The following is a 16,011-nucleotide window of genomic DNA, read 5'->3' on the forward strand; positions in this document are numbered from 1 at the left end:
CGGCCCCTGCGGAGCAAGTTAACACTTATCTACGATAAGTGAGGATGCCTCGCAGGGGCGAGGTCCCCCGGTGAGCGGGGGTCGTTGCACTTGGGCTGGTTGTCCGGGGTCGGACGGGAGGTGGTCGGGATGGTCGCGGAGGCGTCAGATGGCGTCGTGGCAGCGCCCGCGGCGGAGGTCTCGCCGCGGCGGTCGCAGAACATCGCGCGGTCTCGCAAACGAGCACGCGCGCAGAACATCGTGGGTCCGAAGAAGACGGCTCAGGTGACGATGGCGTTGGCCGATTACGAGCGGGTGCAGGTCGACGCGGCGGAGGCGGGGATGACCGTCCCGAACTATCTGGTGCAGTGCGCGCTGCATCCAGTCGGCGCGCGGTCGGGGGAGACCGGGAAGGTCGACGGGAAGCCTTGGTTGCCGTGGCCGAAACGCAAAACTCTCGCGGGGATCTTGATGTCGGCGACGGATGCGCTGGACACGATCCGGCTGCGGTACCTCGCGCACATCGGGGCAGGCCTGGACGGGATCGCGCACAGCGCACACATCACCGGGGTGCTCGATTCCGACGAGCTGGACGAGGGGATGGTGCAGCTCAAGGCGACGATGACGGAGATGCTGGAGATCGCGCGGCGGATGGATGGGTTGGCCAAAGAAGTGACGCGCCGGTGATCGCGAAGATCGGTCGCGGCCAGAAGCTGGGCGGTCTGCTGGTGTATTTGTTGGGCTCGGGTGAGCACAACGAACACGAGCAGCGTCACGTTGTCGCTGGGTCGCCGACGCTGATGCGCGACGCGTGGCTGATCACCTTCGACGGGGACAAGGACAAGCGCGCGTCGCGCGACACCGCGTTGGCGTTGGCTCGTGAGATGGACCTTCCGCGCAAGCTGCACGGAACCAAGGTGCGGATGCGTGCCCGACCGCAGACGGCCGCGCGCGGTCGTCGGGTCGACGTCGTGGAACGTCCGGAGGCCGGTGACAAGGGCGTGCTGCGGGATGCGCCGGTCTGGCACTGCGTGCTGGCGCTGAACCCGGGGGAGGAGCTCAGCGACGAGAAGTGGCGCCAGGTGATCGAGGACTTCATGGGCGAGATGGGGTTCACCGCCACCGCCGACCGTGCGGGCGCGCGATGGGTCGCGGTGCGCCACGGCCACTCCGGCGAGCACGGCGACGGCAACGACCACGTGCACATCGCGGCGTCGCTGGTGCGTGACGACGGGCAGAAAGTCAACACGTTCGACTACGGGGAGGGGCACGCTCGCGGAGACTGGAACCGGGCGCACGAGGCGTGCAACACCCTCGAACACCGGCACGGCCTGGTGGTGCTGGAGTCCCGCGAGACCGGTGGCGGGATGTCGGGGAACTCGCGCGCGGAGACCGAACGGGCGAAACGGGAAGGTCGGCCCGAGACCGAACGCGAGACGATGCGCCGGTTGGTGCGCTCGTATGCGGCGGCGTCGAAGACCGAGGCGGAGTTCGTGCGCCGTGCGTTGCGTGACGGGAAGCTGTCGTTGTTCCCGTTCTACGAGCAGGGTGGGATGAGCTCGGTGCGCGGGTACTCGGCGCAGCTGCGCGAGGGCGACGGGCATCGCGGCCCGCGGTTGGGTGGTGCCAAGATCGCGTCGGATCTGTCGATCGACGAGCTGCGCAAGCAGTGGGACGACGGCCCCGAGACGCGTGAGGACGCGCTCGCGGAGTGGAAGCGAGCACGTGGGCTGTCGGCCAGCGACCGTGAGGCACGGTCGATCGAGGATCCGGCGCTGTGGAAGCGGATCGCGGCCGAGGTGCGCGATTGGAACAAGATTCTGAAGACGATTCCGCCGGAGAATCACGTCGAGTGGGCGCAAGCGGCTGGGCGGGCATCGGCGGTGTTCGCGTCGTGGTCGCGGCGGGTCGAGGGCGATCGACCCGGCCCGTACGCGGCGGCGGCTGCTGCGTTGGCGCGGTCGGCGCAGCCGGTCCGGCCGGCCAGAGGAGCGCGCCCGCGCGCCGTGCGCACCCAGACCGGGCTGCGCGGGGTGGTGACCTTCCTTGAGCAGATGACGCGCGTGAACGGTGATCCGGCCGCGGGGAGTCTGCTTCTGCTGCAGCAGATGATGCGCGCGATCGAGGCGATCGCGGCGGCGCACGCCGCGCGAGCAGAGGCGGAGCGTGCGCGGGCGCTGACCACGGTGCTGCGTCAACGGCTCATCGACGTGCACCACCGCTACGCGGTCAGCTCGGGCACCTACCGGGGTCCGGCGGTCGGCAGTGCAGAGTCGCGCGAGCTGCTGGCGCGACAGCGGGAAGGCCGCGAGCCGTGGGCACGGATCGCTGAGGCCCGGCTCTACCTCGATCCCGGACTCGCGCCCACGACGCCGAAACCAGCGCCGCGACCCACCTACCGCCCGCCGGATACGCCCGCCTACCGCCCGCCGTCCGGACCGGAACGTGGCCCAGATCGTGGCCGCGGGCGCTGACCAACCCCCACCATCGCCAGGCTTGCGCGCGGAGAAAGTCCCGCTCGTAGTCCCGCATGCCGCGCGGGACTACAACACGCAGACCGCACACGCTGGAGCTGGGGAAACAGGCCGAAAAGTCCCACCCAGAGCAGTGCGCTCACGCGGTAACTCCCCTGCACTGGGAGCGAGTGCGGCGAAGCCGTGCTCGGGTCTGGTTCGGACCGCCGGTTATATCCCGTAGCCGCGGTCGCTGCTGGGTCCTGGGTCGTAGATGTGAGGTTGTTGTCTCCACCGCTGCGGCTCCGGCTCCCGTGCGGGGCTGCGCTCGGGTTGTTCTGGTTCGGTGGGTTCGGGCCCGGACATGTCGTCGTAGTTGTCGTAGGGATCGTGTTCGGTGCCGGTGTCTGGTTCCTGCTGGGTCCACGATGGGCGCCAGTTGTGCAGGCGAGCGAAGCGGGCCGCGACGAATCCCTGACCGGGATCGGGGCGGCCGGTGAGGTCGTCGCGGGCGCGTTCCTCGAGGTCGCGTTCGGGTTCGGGTAGCGCGTCGCGGCGCTGCTGCTCGGTCTCGATGGTTTCGAGTTCGGCGAGGTGGCGCTGGCGGTGCTTGTCGTGGCGGGCCTCGATGGCTTCGGCGCGGTGGACGCGTGATCGTGCCTCGTACTCGGCGCCGGTGAGCACGCCCGGGTCGGCGTCGGCGAGGGCTTGGGGCCACATCCTCTCCGGGGTGTGGGTGGCGGTGGCGGTGGTCTTGGCGTGAGCGACCGCATCGTCGAGTGCCTGTTTGAGCGGGGCGAGTTCACCGGTGAGGCGTTCTATGTCGGCCTCCAGGGCAGCGCGGGTGCGCCAGCGCATCTTGTTGGTGTCGGCGAGTTTCTGGCGGGCGGCTTTCAGTTCGTCGCTAATGGGTTTGCAGGCCTTGCGGGCTTGTTCGGCCGCTTCGGCGGCGGTCTGGGCGGTGCGGATCGCGTCGGCGGTGTCGGTGATGCGCTGGTTGCGTTCGAGGACCTTGGCGTGATCCTCGCGGGCTTTGTGTAGGTCGAGGCGGTCGAGCCAGCGCGGCAGCGCCGGATCGTCATCGAGCTCGTCGAGGGCGGCTCTGGCGCGGGCGTTCAGCTCGCTGTTGGTGAGACGGCGTATCGGATCCGCGGCGAGCTGGCGACGCATGTCGACGAATTCGCGGTCGGGTCCGTGGTTTTCGAAGACGGCCGCGAGTCGCCAGCACAGCGCGGCCGCGGGCTGCTCGATCGGCAACGGCCGCGCCGTGTATGCGGTCAGTATGGCGGCGGGGACGTTGACGCCGGTCGCGGCGGCGCGGGTCAACTCGGCGGCGAGCACCGGCCAGTACGGGTCCTTGGTCAGGCGGGGCTCCAGGTTGCCCACTGCGTTCCAGCGGCGTACGTGGGCGTCCTGGTCGCCGAGGACGCGGGCCGCACGCTTGTCGAGGGTGACCTGGGCGCGATGCTCGGCGGTGCCGGGATGCGCGGCGCCGGTGAGTCGGCGGTCGTTGTCGGCCACGTCGTGGGCGGCCCGCCATACCGCGATATGGGTGAGCAGCGTGGGGTCGGTGCCGATCAGTGGTTGTGCCCACATCGGTGCCGTTGTCGTAGTCCATGACCGGGTGAGGGTGGCGATTTCGCTGGTCAGCTCGATGATCTGCTGTTCTCGTGCGCGTAGATGTTGCCCGTATTCGGGATCCTCGCGCAGGACCGCAGGCAGGCCGGGCAGCCACGGTAGTGGTCCGGCTCCGTCGCGGCGGCCGCCGGTTGGGTCGATGCGCCAGGACAGCACGGCCGCGCGGTCGTCGGCGGTGTCGAGTTCGCGGCGCGCGACGGCGGCGGTGAGGATCGCGACCGGATCGGCGCCGCCCAGCGCGAGAGCCGAAAGCTGGTGGCGCAGCGTCGGATACGCGGGCTCATCGGTGAGACCCGGGACCAGCTGCTCGGCAGCGGTGTCGATGTCTTCCAGGACGGTCGGATCGGTGCGCAATTGGGCGACGACGGCCAGGGCGTCGGTGTAGGCGTCCGCGGCGTGGGCCAGGCGGGCGCGCGGGTCGGCGGCCTGGCGCTGGGCGGTGGTCGCCGAGACCTGCCCGCCGTCGCGTCCCAGGATGGCGGTGAGCACGTCGAGGTGGGTGTCGGGGTGGATCGCTTGGTAGAGCTGGGGTGCGGTGTCCTCGCCGTCGAGGGCGGTCACGACGTGTATGTGGTTCTCGCGGCGCCCGCGCGTGAGTGCGACGTAGGCCTGCTGGCGGGATTCGCTGCCGGTCAGCACCGTGTGGGAGGTGTCGCTGGTGAGGCCTTGAGCGCTGTCGATGGTGGTGGCGTAGCCGAGGCTGGTTTTGGTGGCGACGTAGTCCGCCGGCAGGGTGACCACACGCCCAGATCCGATGTGGGAAGCGGTGATCCGGCCGTCCGGGTGCAGCGCGCGCACGATCCAGCGGTAGCCGTTGCGGACATGATCAGTCTTGGACAGCCGCAGCCGGTAGGCGTTTTCGCGTGTGGTGATCACATCCCCGACGCTGGCGGCCAGCCCGTCGCCGAGGGGCACCTCCATACCGGTGTCGGCCTGGGGGTCTCGGGCCAACCGGTCGGCGCGGGCGCGGGCGTTGAGGTCGGAGACCAGCTCGCGTGTCGGTGCCAGCAGCACCGAGTCCAAGCCCGCGGCGGTGTCGGCGGCCCACGCCTGGAACGCGCCGTCGGTGACGGCGCCGATGGTGCCGATGTGGATGCGGCCGTGGTCGGCGTAGTGGGCGATGGCGGCCGGGTCACCTTCGCGGAGTGCGAGGCTGGCGGCGCGCTCGCCCGGGTCGGCGAACCGCATCACCTGCGTCAGGGTCAACGCCCCGGCGGTATGGGCGATATCGCGGATGACCCCACCAGCGGCCACAGCGGCCAGCTGCTGATCGTCACCGAGCAACCGGACACTGGCGCCACGGTCGAGCAGGAACCGCACCGCCGAATCGAGTTGGCGCGTGGAGGCCTTCGCGGCCTCGTCGATGATGACCAAACTGCGGTGATCGATCCCGCGCACCCACTCGGGTGCCGCGTCCGGAGCCAGAGTGCCGGCGTCGATGCGCTCGGCGAGGGTGGTGAGCATGTCGATGGTCGCGGTCGGGGTGGCGATCTCGGCGCCGAGGACAGCGGCCGCGGCGGCGGTCGGCGCGAGCCCCAGGACCGTTCCGCCCTCGCTGGTCCAGGCCCGGGTCAACACCTGCATCGAGGTGGTTTTGCCTGTTCCGGCCGGGGCGATGCCGACCTGCAACCGGGCACCGGAGGTCGCGAATCCGGCGACCAGTGCCCGCTGCCCGGGGTTGAGGGCCCACCCGTCGTTGTTGGCGGCGTATTCGACCAGTGCGACCTGCACGGCGGTGGCGGGGATGGTGCGGCCGCCGTCGAGCAGGCTGGCATCGATCAGGCGCTGCTCAGCGGCCACGATCTGCGCCGATGTGTACATCTGGGATCCGGCGGTGGTGTAGACGCTGGTCCCGTCACGGCGTAGCAGCACCCCGGTGGCGGGCACCGGATCCGGAATACCACGCGGGATCGAGCACGGCTGCGACAGTGCGATATCGACCACCTGCTCGGCGAGGGTCTCCCACTGCTCGGGCGAGACCTTGCCGCGCAGCTGGCGCTCGGTTTCTGCGCGAATGTGGTTGAGCTGCCAGGTCGCACGATGGGTGGCGACGGTATCGACGACCTGTTGCGCGGTCTGGGCGATCTGGGCCGGGTCCATCGGTGCGGGCTCGATGCTGCCCCGGCCTAGGACATCGGCGAACAGGGCGTCGATCGCGGCGCGGGAGCCGAACATCAACTCGACGGCCTGCTGCTCCCACGCGGTGAGCTGCTCTGCGAAGGCCCGCGGTTCGTGCTTGCGGGCGCGGGTGGCGATCGTGGCCTGCTGGGCGAGTTTCCATACCTCGGTCGCGATCGGCGCCCGACCGTGCTTGGCCTGGAACTGCGTGGTCAGCTTGGCGAGCTCGGCGGCGATCCTCACCGAGCGCTGCGACCACATCGCGAGCAGTTCGGCAGGGACACCGGCGATTTCGCGGACGGGGCGCTTGCTGGCATCACGCGCTACCCGGTCCTCGAACTCGACACCGAGCATGCTGCCCAGGTACTGCTCGAGACGAGCGTTGTAGACCTCGCTGGCGGCGACCGCGTGGAAATACACCATGCGCCCGTCGAGGGCGCGCCACCTGCCATCGAGGGTGCGGACCTTGTTCGACACCACGACATGGGTATGCAGATCGGGATCACCAGCGCGGGAATCGCGGTGCACGAACCCGGTCGCGATCATGCCCTCGGTGTCGACCTGCTGCACCCCGTTTTTACCCAACCTGGTGAAACAGCCATGCTTTTCGAGGTAGGCGATGCCATCGGCGACCGCCTTGGCGTGAGCCGCCTCGATCTTCTCGCGGATCTCACGCGGCGCCAGCGCCCACAACGCCGACACGCTCTTGACGGCGGAAAACGTCAGGTCAAACCCGGCGACGGCGCGGCGCTCCGGACGCGACGCCCGTGAGATCCAGTCGGTCAGCTCCGGGCCCTCAGCAGGAGCTCGGCCGTGTTCGGCGGTGAACATCTCCAGGCCTACCCGGGTGCGGATCTCCTCACGCACATCCTTCGGCACGGGGGCGTCCTCGGGGTTGCCCTCAGCGAGGTTCCACGCCTGCAGCTCCTGGGCGACGACGTGGCGAAACGAGCCTTCAGGGATCTTGAACTTGTAGAAAGGCCGCCCCAATCGGGCGGCCTTGCGAGCGGCTTTCTTGCTGTCACCGGCTTCGATGCGGGCGGCGATGATCGCTTCCGCATTCGGGTGCAGCCCTTCGCGATACAGCGCGGTCATCTGCTTCCCATCGACCAAGTCCCCGGCGTCGATGTCGTCGAACGCGACCAAGCCGGACCCGAGCCACACCCCGGGCACCTCGCCGTGCTCGGCGTAGTAGTCCGACAGGTTGCCACGGCCGCGCTCGTGACCGTCATGCACGGCAACGCATTTCGTGTAGTAGTCGACACCCGCGTCCACGCTGAGTCTGTGTGGAGACATCACAAACCCGACGGTACGCAGAAACACGTTCCCGCAGGTCACCGTCACCCACGCGCGGTGTGCCATGAATGCAAGAGGTGTGAACATTTGTTCGAATGATGTTGTGTAGAGGGTAGCGCATTGGGGGTGTGGTGTGTGCGTGAGCTGGGGGTTCTGTGGGATGCTCGAATGTATGTTCGATGAGTCTTTGATGGTGGGGGATGTTGTCACCTGGTGGTCGGACAGTCATGGGCGTGGTGTCGCGCCCGAGGATCCGGCTGCGGTGCGCCGTAGCGGCACCATCGCGACCGTGCACCGCAGCCGCGACGACAGCCGGGTCGTGGCCTACAGCGTCGAGTGCCGAAACACCCTCGGCGGCTACCTGGTAACCGTCCGGCCGGACCAGCACCACCGGCCCACGCTGGCCGATCAAGGCAGCCTATGAGGCGATTCCTCCTGGAATCCCACACCCGGACACCAGGCGTGGGCGTGCTGACCGTCCGGCTCGGGGCCGATGACCTCGACGAGATCGTCGAGGACGCGCGCCTGTGGGCGCTCAGCGCCGACACCCACACCCAGATCCGGATCTACGACCGATCCGTCGAGCTGCACGCGGCGCGGGTGGCCGGTGAGCCCGGATGGTATTGCCGCATCTGTGACTCGCGGCGTAGCACCTGTCGGTGCCGCGTGGGAGGCTGTCGGGCATATCTGCCCGCGGCCCGGGAGGAGAGCGATATGGCCGAGACCGACGAGCAGCCCATGGTGCGGCTGGTTGCGCATTGCCGCCGCTGTCACGGTTGGTTGATGTCGCCGGAATCGGTCGCGCGGCGCATCGGCCCGACCTGTGAGGCCCGCGAACGCGCCGAGCTGCGCGCCCAGACCGCGCGGGAGCTGACCCTGTTCGACATCGCAGCCTGAGCTGTGGGGCGAGACCGGGGTGTCTGGCTGCCGATAAACACGGTCACTGCCGGGCGGATGCCCCGGTGTTCTCGGTGCGGCGTACGGTCTCGTACTCCTGTGCCCACGTCAGCAGCAGTGTGGCCGGCCAGTAGAGCCGTCCGAGGAATTTGCTCGGGATCGGGAACGGGCAGGCCTTCGGTTTGCCGCGTGAGAGGAACGAGGTGATCGTCTTCGGTGCGAGGTGGGTGATCACGGCCGCGCCTGCTGTGTCGACCCAGACGTCCCCGTCCAGCGGCGGTAGTCCGAACAGTTGGCCGCCTGTGAGGGGTTTCCCGGTTTCCCATGCGTCGCGCAGCTCGGCGAGTTTGTCGGTGAGCGCGATGGTTTCGGTCGGTTCGTATTCGTGCTCATTGACCACGCGACTCACGCTAGCAGTTTTAGAACTGCTCTTGTTGGAGCTGGTGGTGGCACCGGCACCGGCCAGCCGCAGTCGCTGGTCCTCGGTGAAATCGGCCGACGACCCCATGACGAGCCCTCCTTTCGATTCGGCTCGAATGGCCTTTATCGGCCCAGTTCGGTGGCGGTCAGGTTCGCGATGATGTGATCGGCGGCGGTGCGGCTTGCCGGGTCGGTGTCGACGTCCCAGCGCTGGCGCAGTTGCTGGAGTTGCTGCAGGAGTTGCCCGGTGTCGGGTTCGGCGAGAATTTGCCCGACGCGGGCGGGGCTCAGGTTCATCAAGGCCGCGATCGCGCGGACGGACATGCCGTCGCGGTGCGCCCACCGGATGCTCACGTCGCGTTCGAGCCGGGCCGCTTCGTCGCGGAATCCCGACAGCGCCAAACGCCGTGCGGCCGAGGTGTTTCTGTCTAGTTTTCTAGACACTCGCCGCGATGTCGGCGCGGCCGAGCACACGGTGCGGGTGGCATGCCCGGCCAACGACGCCAGCACGTTCTGGCGCCACCGGAACGCGTACTTGATGCAGTTGGCGCAGTTCTTGTGGGTGCTGCACCCGGGCAGCAGGATCTGTTCTATGCGGGCGGTGTCGGACCAGGCCATGCTGTCGGAGGAAGCCAGCAGCGAGCCGTAGGAGCCCAGGCCTGCGGTCTTGATCCCGAACCCGTGCAACCGGATTCCGGAAACGGCGTCGGTGATCGCGGTGATGATCTCGGCGGCCTCGGTGGTGTTCTGGCGCCGGCACACACTGCCGATCGCGACGATCGGTTCGGCGGCCAGGTCGATACCGGCCTTGTCATAGAGGTCGATGCAGCGCTCGTAGTCGGCGCGCACGAACCCCTGAATCGTCGGGATGATCGGCAGATCCGGTGCCAGCGACCGCAACTCGATCAGATTGCCCACGGTGCGGCGCAGATGCTCGGACACCGACAGATGAGTTCCAGCGAAGACGGTTTTGCGGCTCCGGCCGCCATTGATGATGATCGGCTCGCACATCCAGTCCTGCGGCGCTGCCCAGGCCAGGTTGCCGATTTCATCGCGGTAGCGACGTACCCGGTCCACGTATTCGCGCGGGGGGACCGAATCCCAACTCCCGTGCTTCTGCAGTTGGCTGAATCCGCCGGAGTCCAAGGCCCATTCACCGCGGGCGCGAGGGAAGGACTTGCGGTCGCGGAGACGGACGTCGCTGATGAACAAAGGTTCGTCGGTGAGGGTGACCCAGTTCGGCTGATGCGTGCCCAGGAAGAACTTCATGACCGAGGTTCCGTTCGACGATAGATCGAGTTGGCAGTTTTAAAACTGCCAACCTAAGTGTAGCAGTTTTAAAACTGCCAGACACAGAGCAACCTCAAGCAGAAGGCCCGGCCTCGGCCGGGCCTTCCGATCTCGCTAGTCAGTCATCGACACCGTGGATCCTGCGGCCCAGGCTGTCGTGCTGGCGATACTCGACGAGCTGCCAAAATCCGGGCGAGTAGACCCGCGTGCCGTGGGTCTTACTCTCCACTTTCAAGACCCCAGACCCATAGATGGTGAAACTGTCGCTGTCGCCGAACTTGAGTCCGGCAGGAGTCGAGTCTTCAGATGTGTGCACGGTGAAGGCCATGCGCTCAATTATGAAGTCGCCCACCGACATACGTCGTTGGCCCCGGAAATCCTGAAGCCCGACGGCACAGGGAAGATTCGGGCGAGTCTGGCCGCCGATAACGGCGTTCCAGCATCAACGCTCGTCGGAAAGTCGTGCGTGGAGAAGTCCAACAAACTTCCAACAATCAGCGCACGAAGAGTCGCTTAGGCTTCAGCCCGGCTGATCCTGCTTGCCGAAGGGCTGACCGAAACAGGCTGAACTACCAACCTTTTTGGTAGTTCGTCTGCGCGGTGTGTGGTCCTCTGGATCGCGGGACATCTCCGGTAAGGAGAAGTTCTTCCGGGCGTTCGATCAGAGACGACATCTCCCTGTTCCTCAGCAACATCCACTTGTAATTGCCACCTCGACGACAACAACATCGACAACATCAACGCACTGCTCAATCTCCTTATGAACACTCATTCCACACACTCGAGCTGTTGGCTTGATGCCGCGTATGTGCAGGTAAATCAGCTTTTACCGCTTCTGGGAGAGCATCGCGTAGCTGCTGGCAATCGCTATGTGACCCGTCCTCTATTCACAATTCCTGCGTCCGTGAAACACGTCGTGAAACATTCTGGGTCGGTCGAGTGTGCTGCACTAGTAGCCGCTTGACCAGGGAGTTTGCTCGCTGGAAGTGCGTTTTTCCCTCGTGTCAGTGCTCGGATCGAGCGTTGGTGAGTGATGCTCGATTGCGTCGGTGGCTGTAGCTAGGCTCTCCGCCACAGTCGCAGTTGGCGTCTGACCCGACCGGAACCTCGGTCGTGGGATGCAGTGCGGCCCCTGCCCGTTCGCAGCAGGCAGGGGCCGCGGACAACCTTGATATCCGCTCCGCCAAAGAGAAGGACACCAGGCCCGATGAGGTTAACCACCTCGACCGACAATTCCCACACGCCTGCCTACAGCAGGTGGCCGGTCTTTGCCCCAGATCGGCTAGAAAAGGCTTTGACCAGGTCGAATGCTCGGCTGAAACAATCTGCACCCCCTCTGGATAACGTTCCCGTCCGATCGCAACGACGACGGATGGAAGCGACTACTCATGGTTGAACTCTTCGCTGGGGCAGGCGGATCTGAGCCTGCCGCGGGCGAATGCCCCAAGTGCGGGTCACGCTGCTTGCCATGGGCTCGCGCGAGCACCCCGCCGAAGAACTGGATGGACCTACTCGACCGCCAGTTCCTGCTCATGTCCAGCGGTCACTGGACATGGAAGACGATGGCCTACCTCGTCGGGACCGTTGTCGCCGTACTGGCCTTGGGCGCAGCAGTGGTGCTGGCGCTGGGCCTGTTCTTCGGGGCACCGGGCACTGCGCTACTCAGTGGCGCCGGGTTCATCGGTGGTGCAAGCGTCGCAGCCATCCGACGTCGCAACAGGGCGAGCGATACGCCGCCGACGCAACTCCCTGAAGAACGCGGTGAAGAAGATCCCGACACACGCCCCCGAGCGGCATGATCCCGTTCGGGGGCCGCACGAGGTACTCGCCGCGCGGAGTGCCGTGTCGGGAATCGTCGATCAGCCGCCGGGCCAGGCGGTGGCGGATGCCGTCGATGACGGTAGATCCGTCGGCCCAGCGGCAGACCTTCACGCACGGATTCCACACTGGGAGTGCGACATCCGGTCTCAGTTGCTCTGGAAGCCGGTACCTGTCGATATATGGATGACGACATCGAATTCGACGACCACGGCTACCTGTGTGAGGGCCCCGTGGGCGAACTGTCCGACAGCGAAGAGTTCAACAACGGCTACGACGTCGGATACGCATCCGGCTGGGAGGACGGCTACGCCCATGCCGGGTTCGAAGCCGAGGAGCGGGCTGCGGGGCGCGAGCCAAATGAGTAGGCCCGCTTTCCTGTTGCTTCCAGCGGTCAGAGCGGCTCGTATTCGCGGATCTTGCCCTTGACGCTCGGGCGCGCCTGGCCCAGCGAGATGCCGCCCGCACCGAACATCGCGGCAACCTGCACCTCGGACAAGGGCGGCCCGACCGGGATGTCCCAGTAGCCGCGGTCGTCGTGATCCCACTGTCCGTCCGGATCCACCGCGCGCACCCGCGTGATGGCACCATCGACGACGTAGACGACCGCTTTGAGGTGCCGGCGGCGCGCATCGGCCATCGGGAACCACTTGCGGTCGGCCTCGAGCTGCACCCGTTCCGAAGCATGGGTTTCGCCATATCGGCGGTTGCCGTCCGGGTCGACCTTCGTCTTGCTGCCGCGATACACCAGCAGCACACAATCGGTGTACGGGGCGGCGAGCTTGCGGTACAGGGTGGAGCGGCCCACGCCGAACATGGCGGCGAGCTCATCGATGGTGTGGGTGTCCTCGTCGTACATGCGCTGGGCGGCATCGAGCTGGGCTTGGGAAAGTACCGGTGGCCTGCCGCCGACCCGGCCACGGGCTTTGGCGGCGGCCAGGCCGTCGAGGGTGCCCTCGACGATCATCTCCCGGTCGTACTCGGCCAGAGCGGCCAGGAAATGGAAGACCAGCCGCCCGCCCGGAGTCTTGGTATCGATGCCCTGCTCCAGGACGTTGAGGTCGATCTCGTTGTCCCCGAACCACCGCACCAAGTCGAGGAGATCCAGATGGCTGCGGCCGAGACGCCGCAGCCGGGTAACCACCACTTCGTCACCGGCGGTGAGCCTTTCGCGCAGCGCGTCCAACTGCGGGCGGGAAGCGAGCTTGCCGGAGATCTTCTCGATGAACAGGTTTTCCTCGGCGATGCCCGCCGAGCGCAGAGCATCAACCTGATGGTCGGTGCTCTGGTCGCGGGTCGAGACCCTGCCGTAGCCGTAGCGGGTCAAAACAGTCCTTCCTGAGCTGGCGGCAGGTACCGCCATTGGATGCGGGTGACGGTGCTGTCGGGGGTGCAGCCGCGGTGGCTGCCGCAGAAGAAATCCACGAACTGCTCAGGGGTCATCTCCGGAAAGCCCTCCGCGACAACCTCATCGGGGGTGATGGCGTCCAGGCGCTCGCGCTGCACTGCGAGGACTTCCACGTCCACGATGCGCACCAGCGGCTCCACGCGGCCGTCGGCGCGGCGGCGGCCCATCACCTTGCGGCACAACGTGAGCCGCTCCCCGGCGCTCAGATTTCGCCAGCCCATGCGGCGGGTGACGGTTTTGCTGCGGTCGCGGACCTGGGCCTCGGTCAGCGACACCGCCATCAATCGCGCCATCCCCTACCGGTCCCCGCCGAGCTTGTCGTAGGCGGCGTCGAGTGAGTTCATCGCCCGGGACAACGCTTCGCGGGCTTGGGTGACGTAGCGGGCCGCAAGGTCCTTGGAGTCATCACCGACGGGCATGTCGGTGATGAGCTCGGGGAAGTCGATCAATCGGTCGAAGGACCGACGTGCCGAGGAGGAAGCGTCGCGCAGCTCCAGCAGGATCTGCTCGGGGCGAGGGCGGTCACCGGACATATGAGTCTCCAATTGCTGATCACCATTTCAGGAACGATGATTTCGGTACTGGTTTTAGAGACTCATTTTATCTGAGATACCCGACATCTGCGGATGGTTCCCGAAAACGATCGTTTTAGAGACAGTTAAGGGGGGTCTCATAGCCCAGACAACAGTCGGCACGGTGCAGCGTCGCACCAGCGTGACGCGCCTGGGTGATGCTCATCGTGGTGCTTGCGCAGCGCGTCGGTCAGCGCCTCCAGGTCGTCTCGCAGCCTGTTCCGCTCGGACAGCACTCGATGCCACTGCTCATTGATGTCCTCGCTCATCAACGACCTCCCGCAAGCGTTTGTCGCCCTGGGCGAGGCGACGCTCTCGACCGCCCGATTGCTGGAGCGGTTGGCGTCCGTTGACGCCACATACCTATGCTGACCTGCGGTTTTGAGTGCTATTCAATAAAAGTCGACACGGTGCCGTGATCGAATTACCGGTGGGCAAAGCCAGTCGTGAAGTGGTCAATAGCAGTCAAAAGGTGGCGTCAGTAGTCTTATCTGGCCGATGAAGAGGAGAACGTGCCATGCCGCGGCGCCTGTCCAAACCGACTGACGTGCCCGAGAACCACGAGCGCTTGATCGACATGCTGTGGTGGTTCTACATGGCGGCGAACGACCCCCCGACGAGGAAGGTCGCCCGGGTCATTGACGAACTACCCGACGATCAGCGCAACGGCACCGCCAACCACGAGACGATCCGTCGCACCCTGAAAGCGGAGACACTTCCGCAGTGGGAGACCGTGGAGGTGATCTTCTTGGCGCTGTGCCAGATCGCCAACGTGGATCCGGACGACAAAGAACCCGACGGCGATGGGTGGGAGTCGCCCCGGTCCCATCGTGACGAGCTTCAGTGGTGCTACCGCAAGGCCAGATACGGATCGGTGACCCCACTGCCTCGGACGCGAGATGTGAAGGCTCGCCAGGAAGCAGAAGCAGAAGCCGAGCGAGCACGAAGGGCAGCCCGCCGGTCACCCCCGCCCGACCCGTGGGGCACCCCGGTCGCGGGCACCTTCGGGGGCGGCCGTGTTGACGACGAACCGCCGTTCTGACCGAACAAGCATGAAAGCCGGATCGGCAATGCCCGGTCAGGGCTCCTGCTGTACGGCCTTGAACAGGCGGTGAGCCACGAGCCAGAGAATGCCCAGCGCCGTCCATCCGACGAGGATGATCGCGTAGAGCACCCTCTCCCACATCGGGTCATCGGAGATGGATGGAACCGCGATCGCCAAAAGTGGTGCCCCGATCACCGACAGCACGATTCCGATCTGAAAGGCCGAATCCTTCCACCGGCGAAGCGGCCGCGAGGCGAGGATCAAGCCGACGCCGGAGAACCAGAGAACAGCGCCGATTCCAAACAGCTGATTCATGCCACCCCACCTTGACGAATACCTTTGGGCCGCGACTTCTTTCCAGCATTATGGACGGCTGCCCCGACACGGATTGGGGTCTTCCGCCGCGCGACCGCCGAGTATGCCCGCTCACCCGAGCCCCGCAGGCGGTACCAAGAATTGGTATCCTCGTGCTCGTGGGTAAGAACACGTCTTTCAGCCTCGATGAGCACTACAGCGCTTTCATCGACTCCGAGGTGTCCTCGGGCCGCTACCGCTCGGCCAGCGACGTGGTCCGTTCGGCCCTGCGGCTGCTCGAAGACCGCGAAACCCACCTGCGCGCGCTGCGCGAGGCCCTGGACGAGGGCGAGCGAAGCGGCCCGTCCACGCCGTTCGATTTCGATGCTTTCCTCGCCCGCAAGCGCGCCGGCGGGGCGGGCACTCGGTGAGCCGGTATCTCCTCTCACCAGCTGCTCAAGCCGACCTCGAACAGATCTGGGACTACACCGCCCAGCGGTGGGACGCTGACCAGGCCGAGGAATACCTGCGCGCACTCCAGCGCGCTATCGAACGCGCCGCGGTGAACCCGCGCATCGGCCAGGCCTGCGACGAGATTCGACCCGGCTACCTCAAGCTCGCCGCTGGATCCCACATGCTGTTTTACCGAGTCACCGCCGATGGCGAAGTCGACGTTGTGCGCGTCCTGCATCAGCGCATGGACATCGACCGACACCTCTGATGCGGTGATGCCCCGGAAAGTCCCCGTGGCATCACGAAAACTGTTGTGCTGTCCGCTACTTC

The 16,011-nt window shown here is 66.5% G+C and carries 18 protein-coding genes; 9 read left to right on the top strand and 9 right to left on the bottom strand.

Annotation, left to right across the window (positions count from 1 at the left end):
* Positions 1-156: 156 nt before the first annotated feature.
* On the top strand, positions 157-666 hold the full coding sequence (locus ACQPXH_RS33175; protein WP_433603713.1) for a hypothetical protein: 510 nt from the start codon (positions 157-159) through the stop codon (positions 664-666).
* Positions 663-2,453: a relaxase/mobilization nuclease domain-containing protein gene (locus ACQPXH_RS33180; protein ID WP_433603714.1), complete on the top strand. Its 1,791-nt coding sequence runs from the start codon at positions 663-665 to the stop codon at positions 2,451-2,453. The genes ACQPXH_RS33175 and ACQPXH_RS33180 overlap by 4 nt, the downstream gene beginning before the upstream one ends.
* A gap of 210 nt (positions 2,454-2,663) precedes the next feature.
* Here the strand turns inward: ACQPXH_RS33180 and mobF are convergent, their stop codons facing one another.
* Positions 2,664-7,484 (bottom strand): MobF family relaxase, encoded by a 4,821-nt coding sequence (mobF, locus tag ACQPXH_RS33185; protein ID WP_433603715.1) that lies wholly within the window; start codon positions 7,482-7,484, stop codon positions 2,664-2,666.
* A 190-nt stretch (positions 7,485-7,674) separates the two neighbouring features.
* Between mobF and ACQPXH_RS33190 the strand changes: the two genes are divergently transcribed.
* Positions 7,675-7,908, top strand: a complete 234-nt coding sequence (locus ACQPXH_RS33190; RefSeq protein WP_433603716.1) for a hypothetical protein — start codon at positions 7,675-7,677, stop codon at positions 7,906-7,908.
* Positions 7,905-8,381 carry a DUF6011 domain-containing protein gene (locus ACQPXH_RS33195; RefSeq protein ID WP_433603717.1) on the top strand — a complete coding sequence of 159 codons (477 nt, stop codon included), beginning with the start codon at positions 7,905-7,907 and terminating at the stop codon, positions 8,379-8,381. Before ACQPXH_RS33190 ends, ACQPXH_RS33195 begins: the two co-directional genes overlap by 4 nt.
* Before the next feature lie 43 nt (positions 8,382-8,424).
* Here ACQPXH_RS33195 and ACQPXH_RS33200 read toward each other — a convergent pair whose 3' ends face one another.
* The 3 genes from ACQPXH_RS33200 to ACQPXH_RS33210 all read right to left on the bottom strand — a co-directional run bounded on the left by ACQPXH_RS33200 (position 8,425) and on the right by ACQPXH_RS33210 (position 10,419).
* Positions 8,425-8,889: a hypothetical protein gene (locus ACQPXH_RS33200; protein ID WP_433603718.1), complete on the bottom strand. Its 465-nt coding sequence runs from the start codon at positions 8,887-8,889 to the stop codon at positions 8,425-8,427.
* A gap of 35 nt (positions 8,890-8,924) precedes the next feature.
* On the bottom strand, positions 8,925-10,070 hold the full coding sequence (locus tag ACQPXH_RS33205; protein ID WP_433603719.1) for a DUF7221 family queuine tRNA-ribosyltransferase-like protein: 1,146 nt from the start codon (positions 10,068-10,070) through the stop codon (positions 8,925-8,927).
* Between the two features lie 139 nt (positions 10,071-10,209).
* A complete protein-coding gene (locus ACQPXH_RS33210) occupies positions 10,210-10,419 on the bottom strand; it encodes a hypothetical protein (protein ID WP_433603720.1) in 210 nt (69 codons plus the stop codon).
* A 1,174-nt stretch (positions 10,420-11,593) separates the two neighbouring features.
* Between ACQPXH_RS33210 and ACQPXH_RS33215 the strand changes: the two genes are divergently transcribed.
* Together ACQPXH_RS33215 and ACQPXH_RS33220 are read left to right on the top strand one after the other, a co-directional pair.
* Positions 11,594-11,890, top strand: a complete 297-nt coding sequence (locus tag ACQPXH_RS33215) for a hypothetical protein (RefSeq protein ID WP_433603721.1) — start codon at positions 11,594-11,596, stop codon at positions 11,888-11,890.
* A 201-nt stretch (positions 11,891-12,091) separates the two neighbouring features.
* On the top strand, positions 12,092-12,277 hold the full coding sequence (locus ACQPXH_RS33220) for a hypothetical protein (RefSeq protein ID WP_433603722.1): 186 nt from the start codon (positions 12,092-12,094) through the stop codon (positions 12,275-12,277).
* Between the two features lie 26 nt (positions 12,278-12,303).
* On the opposite strand, the gene ACQPXH_RS33225 is transcribed toward ACQPXH_RS33220, so the two are convergent.
* The 4 genes from ACQPXH_RS33225 to ACQPXH_RS33240 form a co-directional block, all read right to left on the bottom strand.
* A complete protein-coding gene (locus ACQPXH_RS33225; protein ID WP_433603723.1) occupies positions 12,304-13,236 on the bottom strand; it encodes a recombinase family protein in 933 nt (310 codons plus the stop codon).
* On the bottom strand, positions 13,233-13,598 hold the full coding sequence (locus ACQPXH_RS33230; protein ID WP_433603724.1) for a hypothetical protein: 366 nt from the start codon (positions 13,596-13,598) through the stop codon (positions 13,233-13,235). Before ACQPXH_RS33230 ends, ACQPXH_RS33225 begins: the two co-directional genes overlap by 4 nt.
* Before the next feature lie 15 nt (positions 13,599-13,613).
* Positions 13,614-13,850 carry a hypothetical protein gene (locus ACQPXH_RS33235; protein ID WP_433603725.1) on the bottom strand — a complete coding sequence of 79 codons (237 nt, stop codon included), beginning with the start codon at positions 13,848-13,850 and terminating at the stop codon, positions 13,614-13,616.
* Between the two features lie 137 nt (positions 13,851-13,987).
* Positions 13,988-14,158 carry a hypothetical protein gene (locus ACQPXH_RS33240; RefSeq protein WP_433603726.1) on the bottom strand — a complete coding sequence of 57 codons (171 nt, stop codon included), beginning with the start codon at positions 14,156-14,158 and terminating at the stop codon, positions 13,988-13,990.
* Positions 14,159-14,406: 248 nt separating this feature from the next.
* Between ACQPXH_RS33240 and ACQPXH_RS33245 the strand changes: the two genes are divergently transcribed.
* On the top strand, positions 14,407-14,931 hold the full coding sequence (locus ACQPXH_RS33245) for a hypothetical protein (protein ID WP_433603727.1): 525 nt from the start codon (positions 14,407-14,409) through the stop codon (positions 14,929-14,931).
* Between the two features lie 36 nt (positions 14,932-14,967).
* Here the strand turns inward: ACQPXH_RS33245 and ACQPXH_RS33250 are convergent, their stop codons facing one another.
* Positions 14,968-15,249 (bottom strand): hypothetical protein, encoded by a 282-nt coding sequence (locus tag ACQPXH_RS33250; RefSeq protein WP_433603728.1) that lies wholly within the window; start codon positions 15,247-15,249, stop codon positions 14,968-14,970.
* Between the two features lie 158 nt (positions 15,250-15,407).
* Between ACQPXH_RS33250 and ACQPXH_RS33255 the strand changes: the two genes are divergently transcribed.
* Entirely contained in the window at positions 15,408-15,659 is a 252-nt protein-coding gene (locus ACQPXH_RS33255; protein WP_433603729.1) for a type II toxin-antitoxin system ParD family antitoxin, read from the top strand.
* Complete coding sequence (locus ACQPXH_RS33260; RefSeq protein ID WP_433603730.1) at positions 15,656-15,949, top strand: type II toxin-antitoxin system RelE/ParE family toxin; 294 nt, start codon at positions 15,656-15,658, stop codon at positions 15,947-15,949. The genes ACQPXH_RS33255 and ACQPXH_RS33260 overlap by 4 nt, the downstream gene beginning before the upstream one ends.
* The last annotated feature ends 62 nt before the right edge of the window (positions 15,950-16,011 follow it).

This window comes from Nocardia sp. CA-135953 (assembly GCF_050955735.1).
Taxonomy (GTDB): Bacteria; Actinomycetota; Actinomycetes; order Mycobacteriales; family Mycobacteriaceae; genus Nocardia.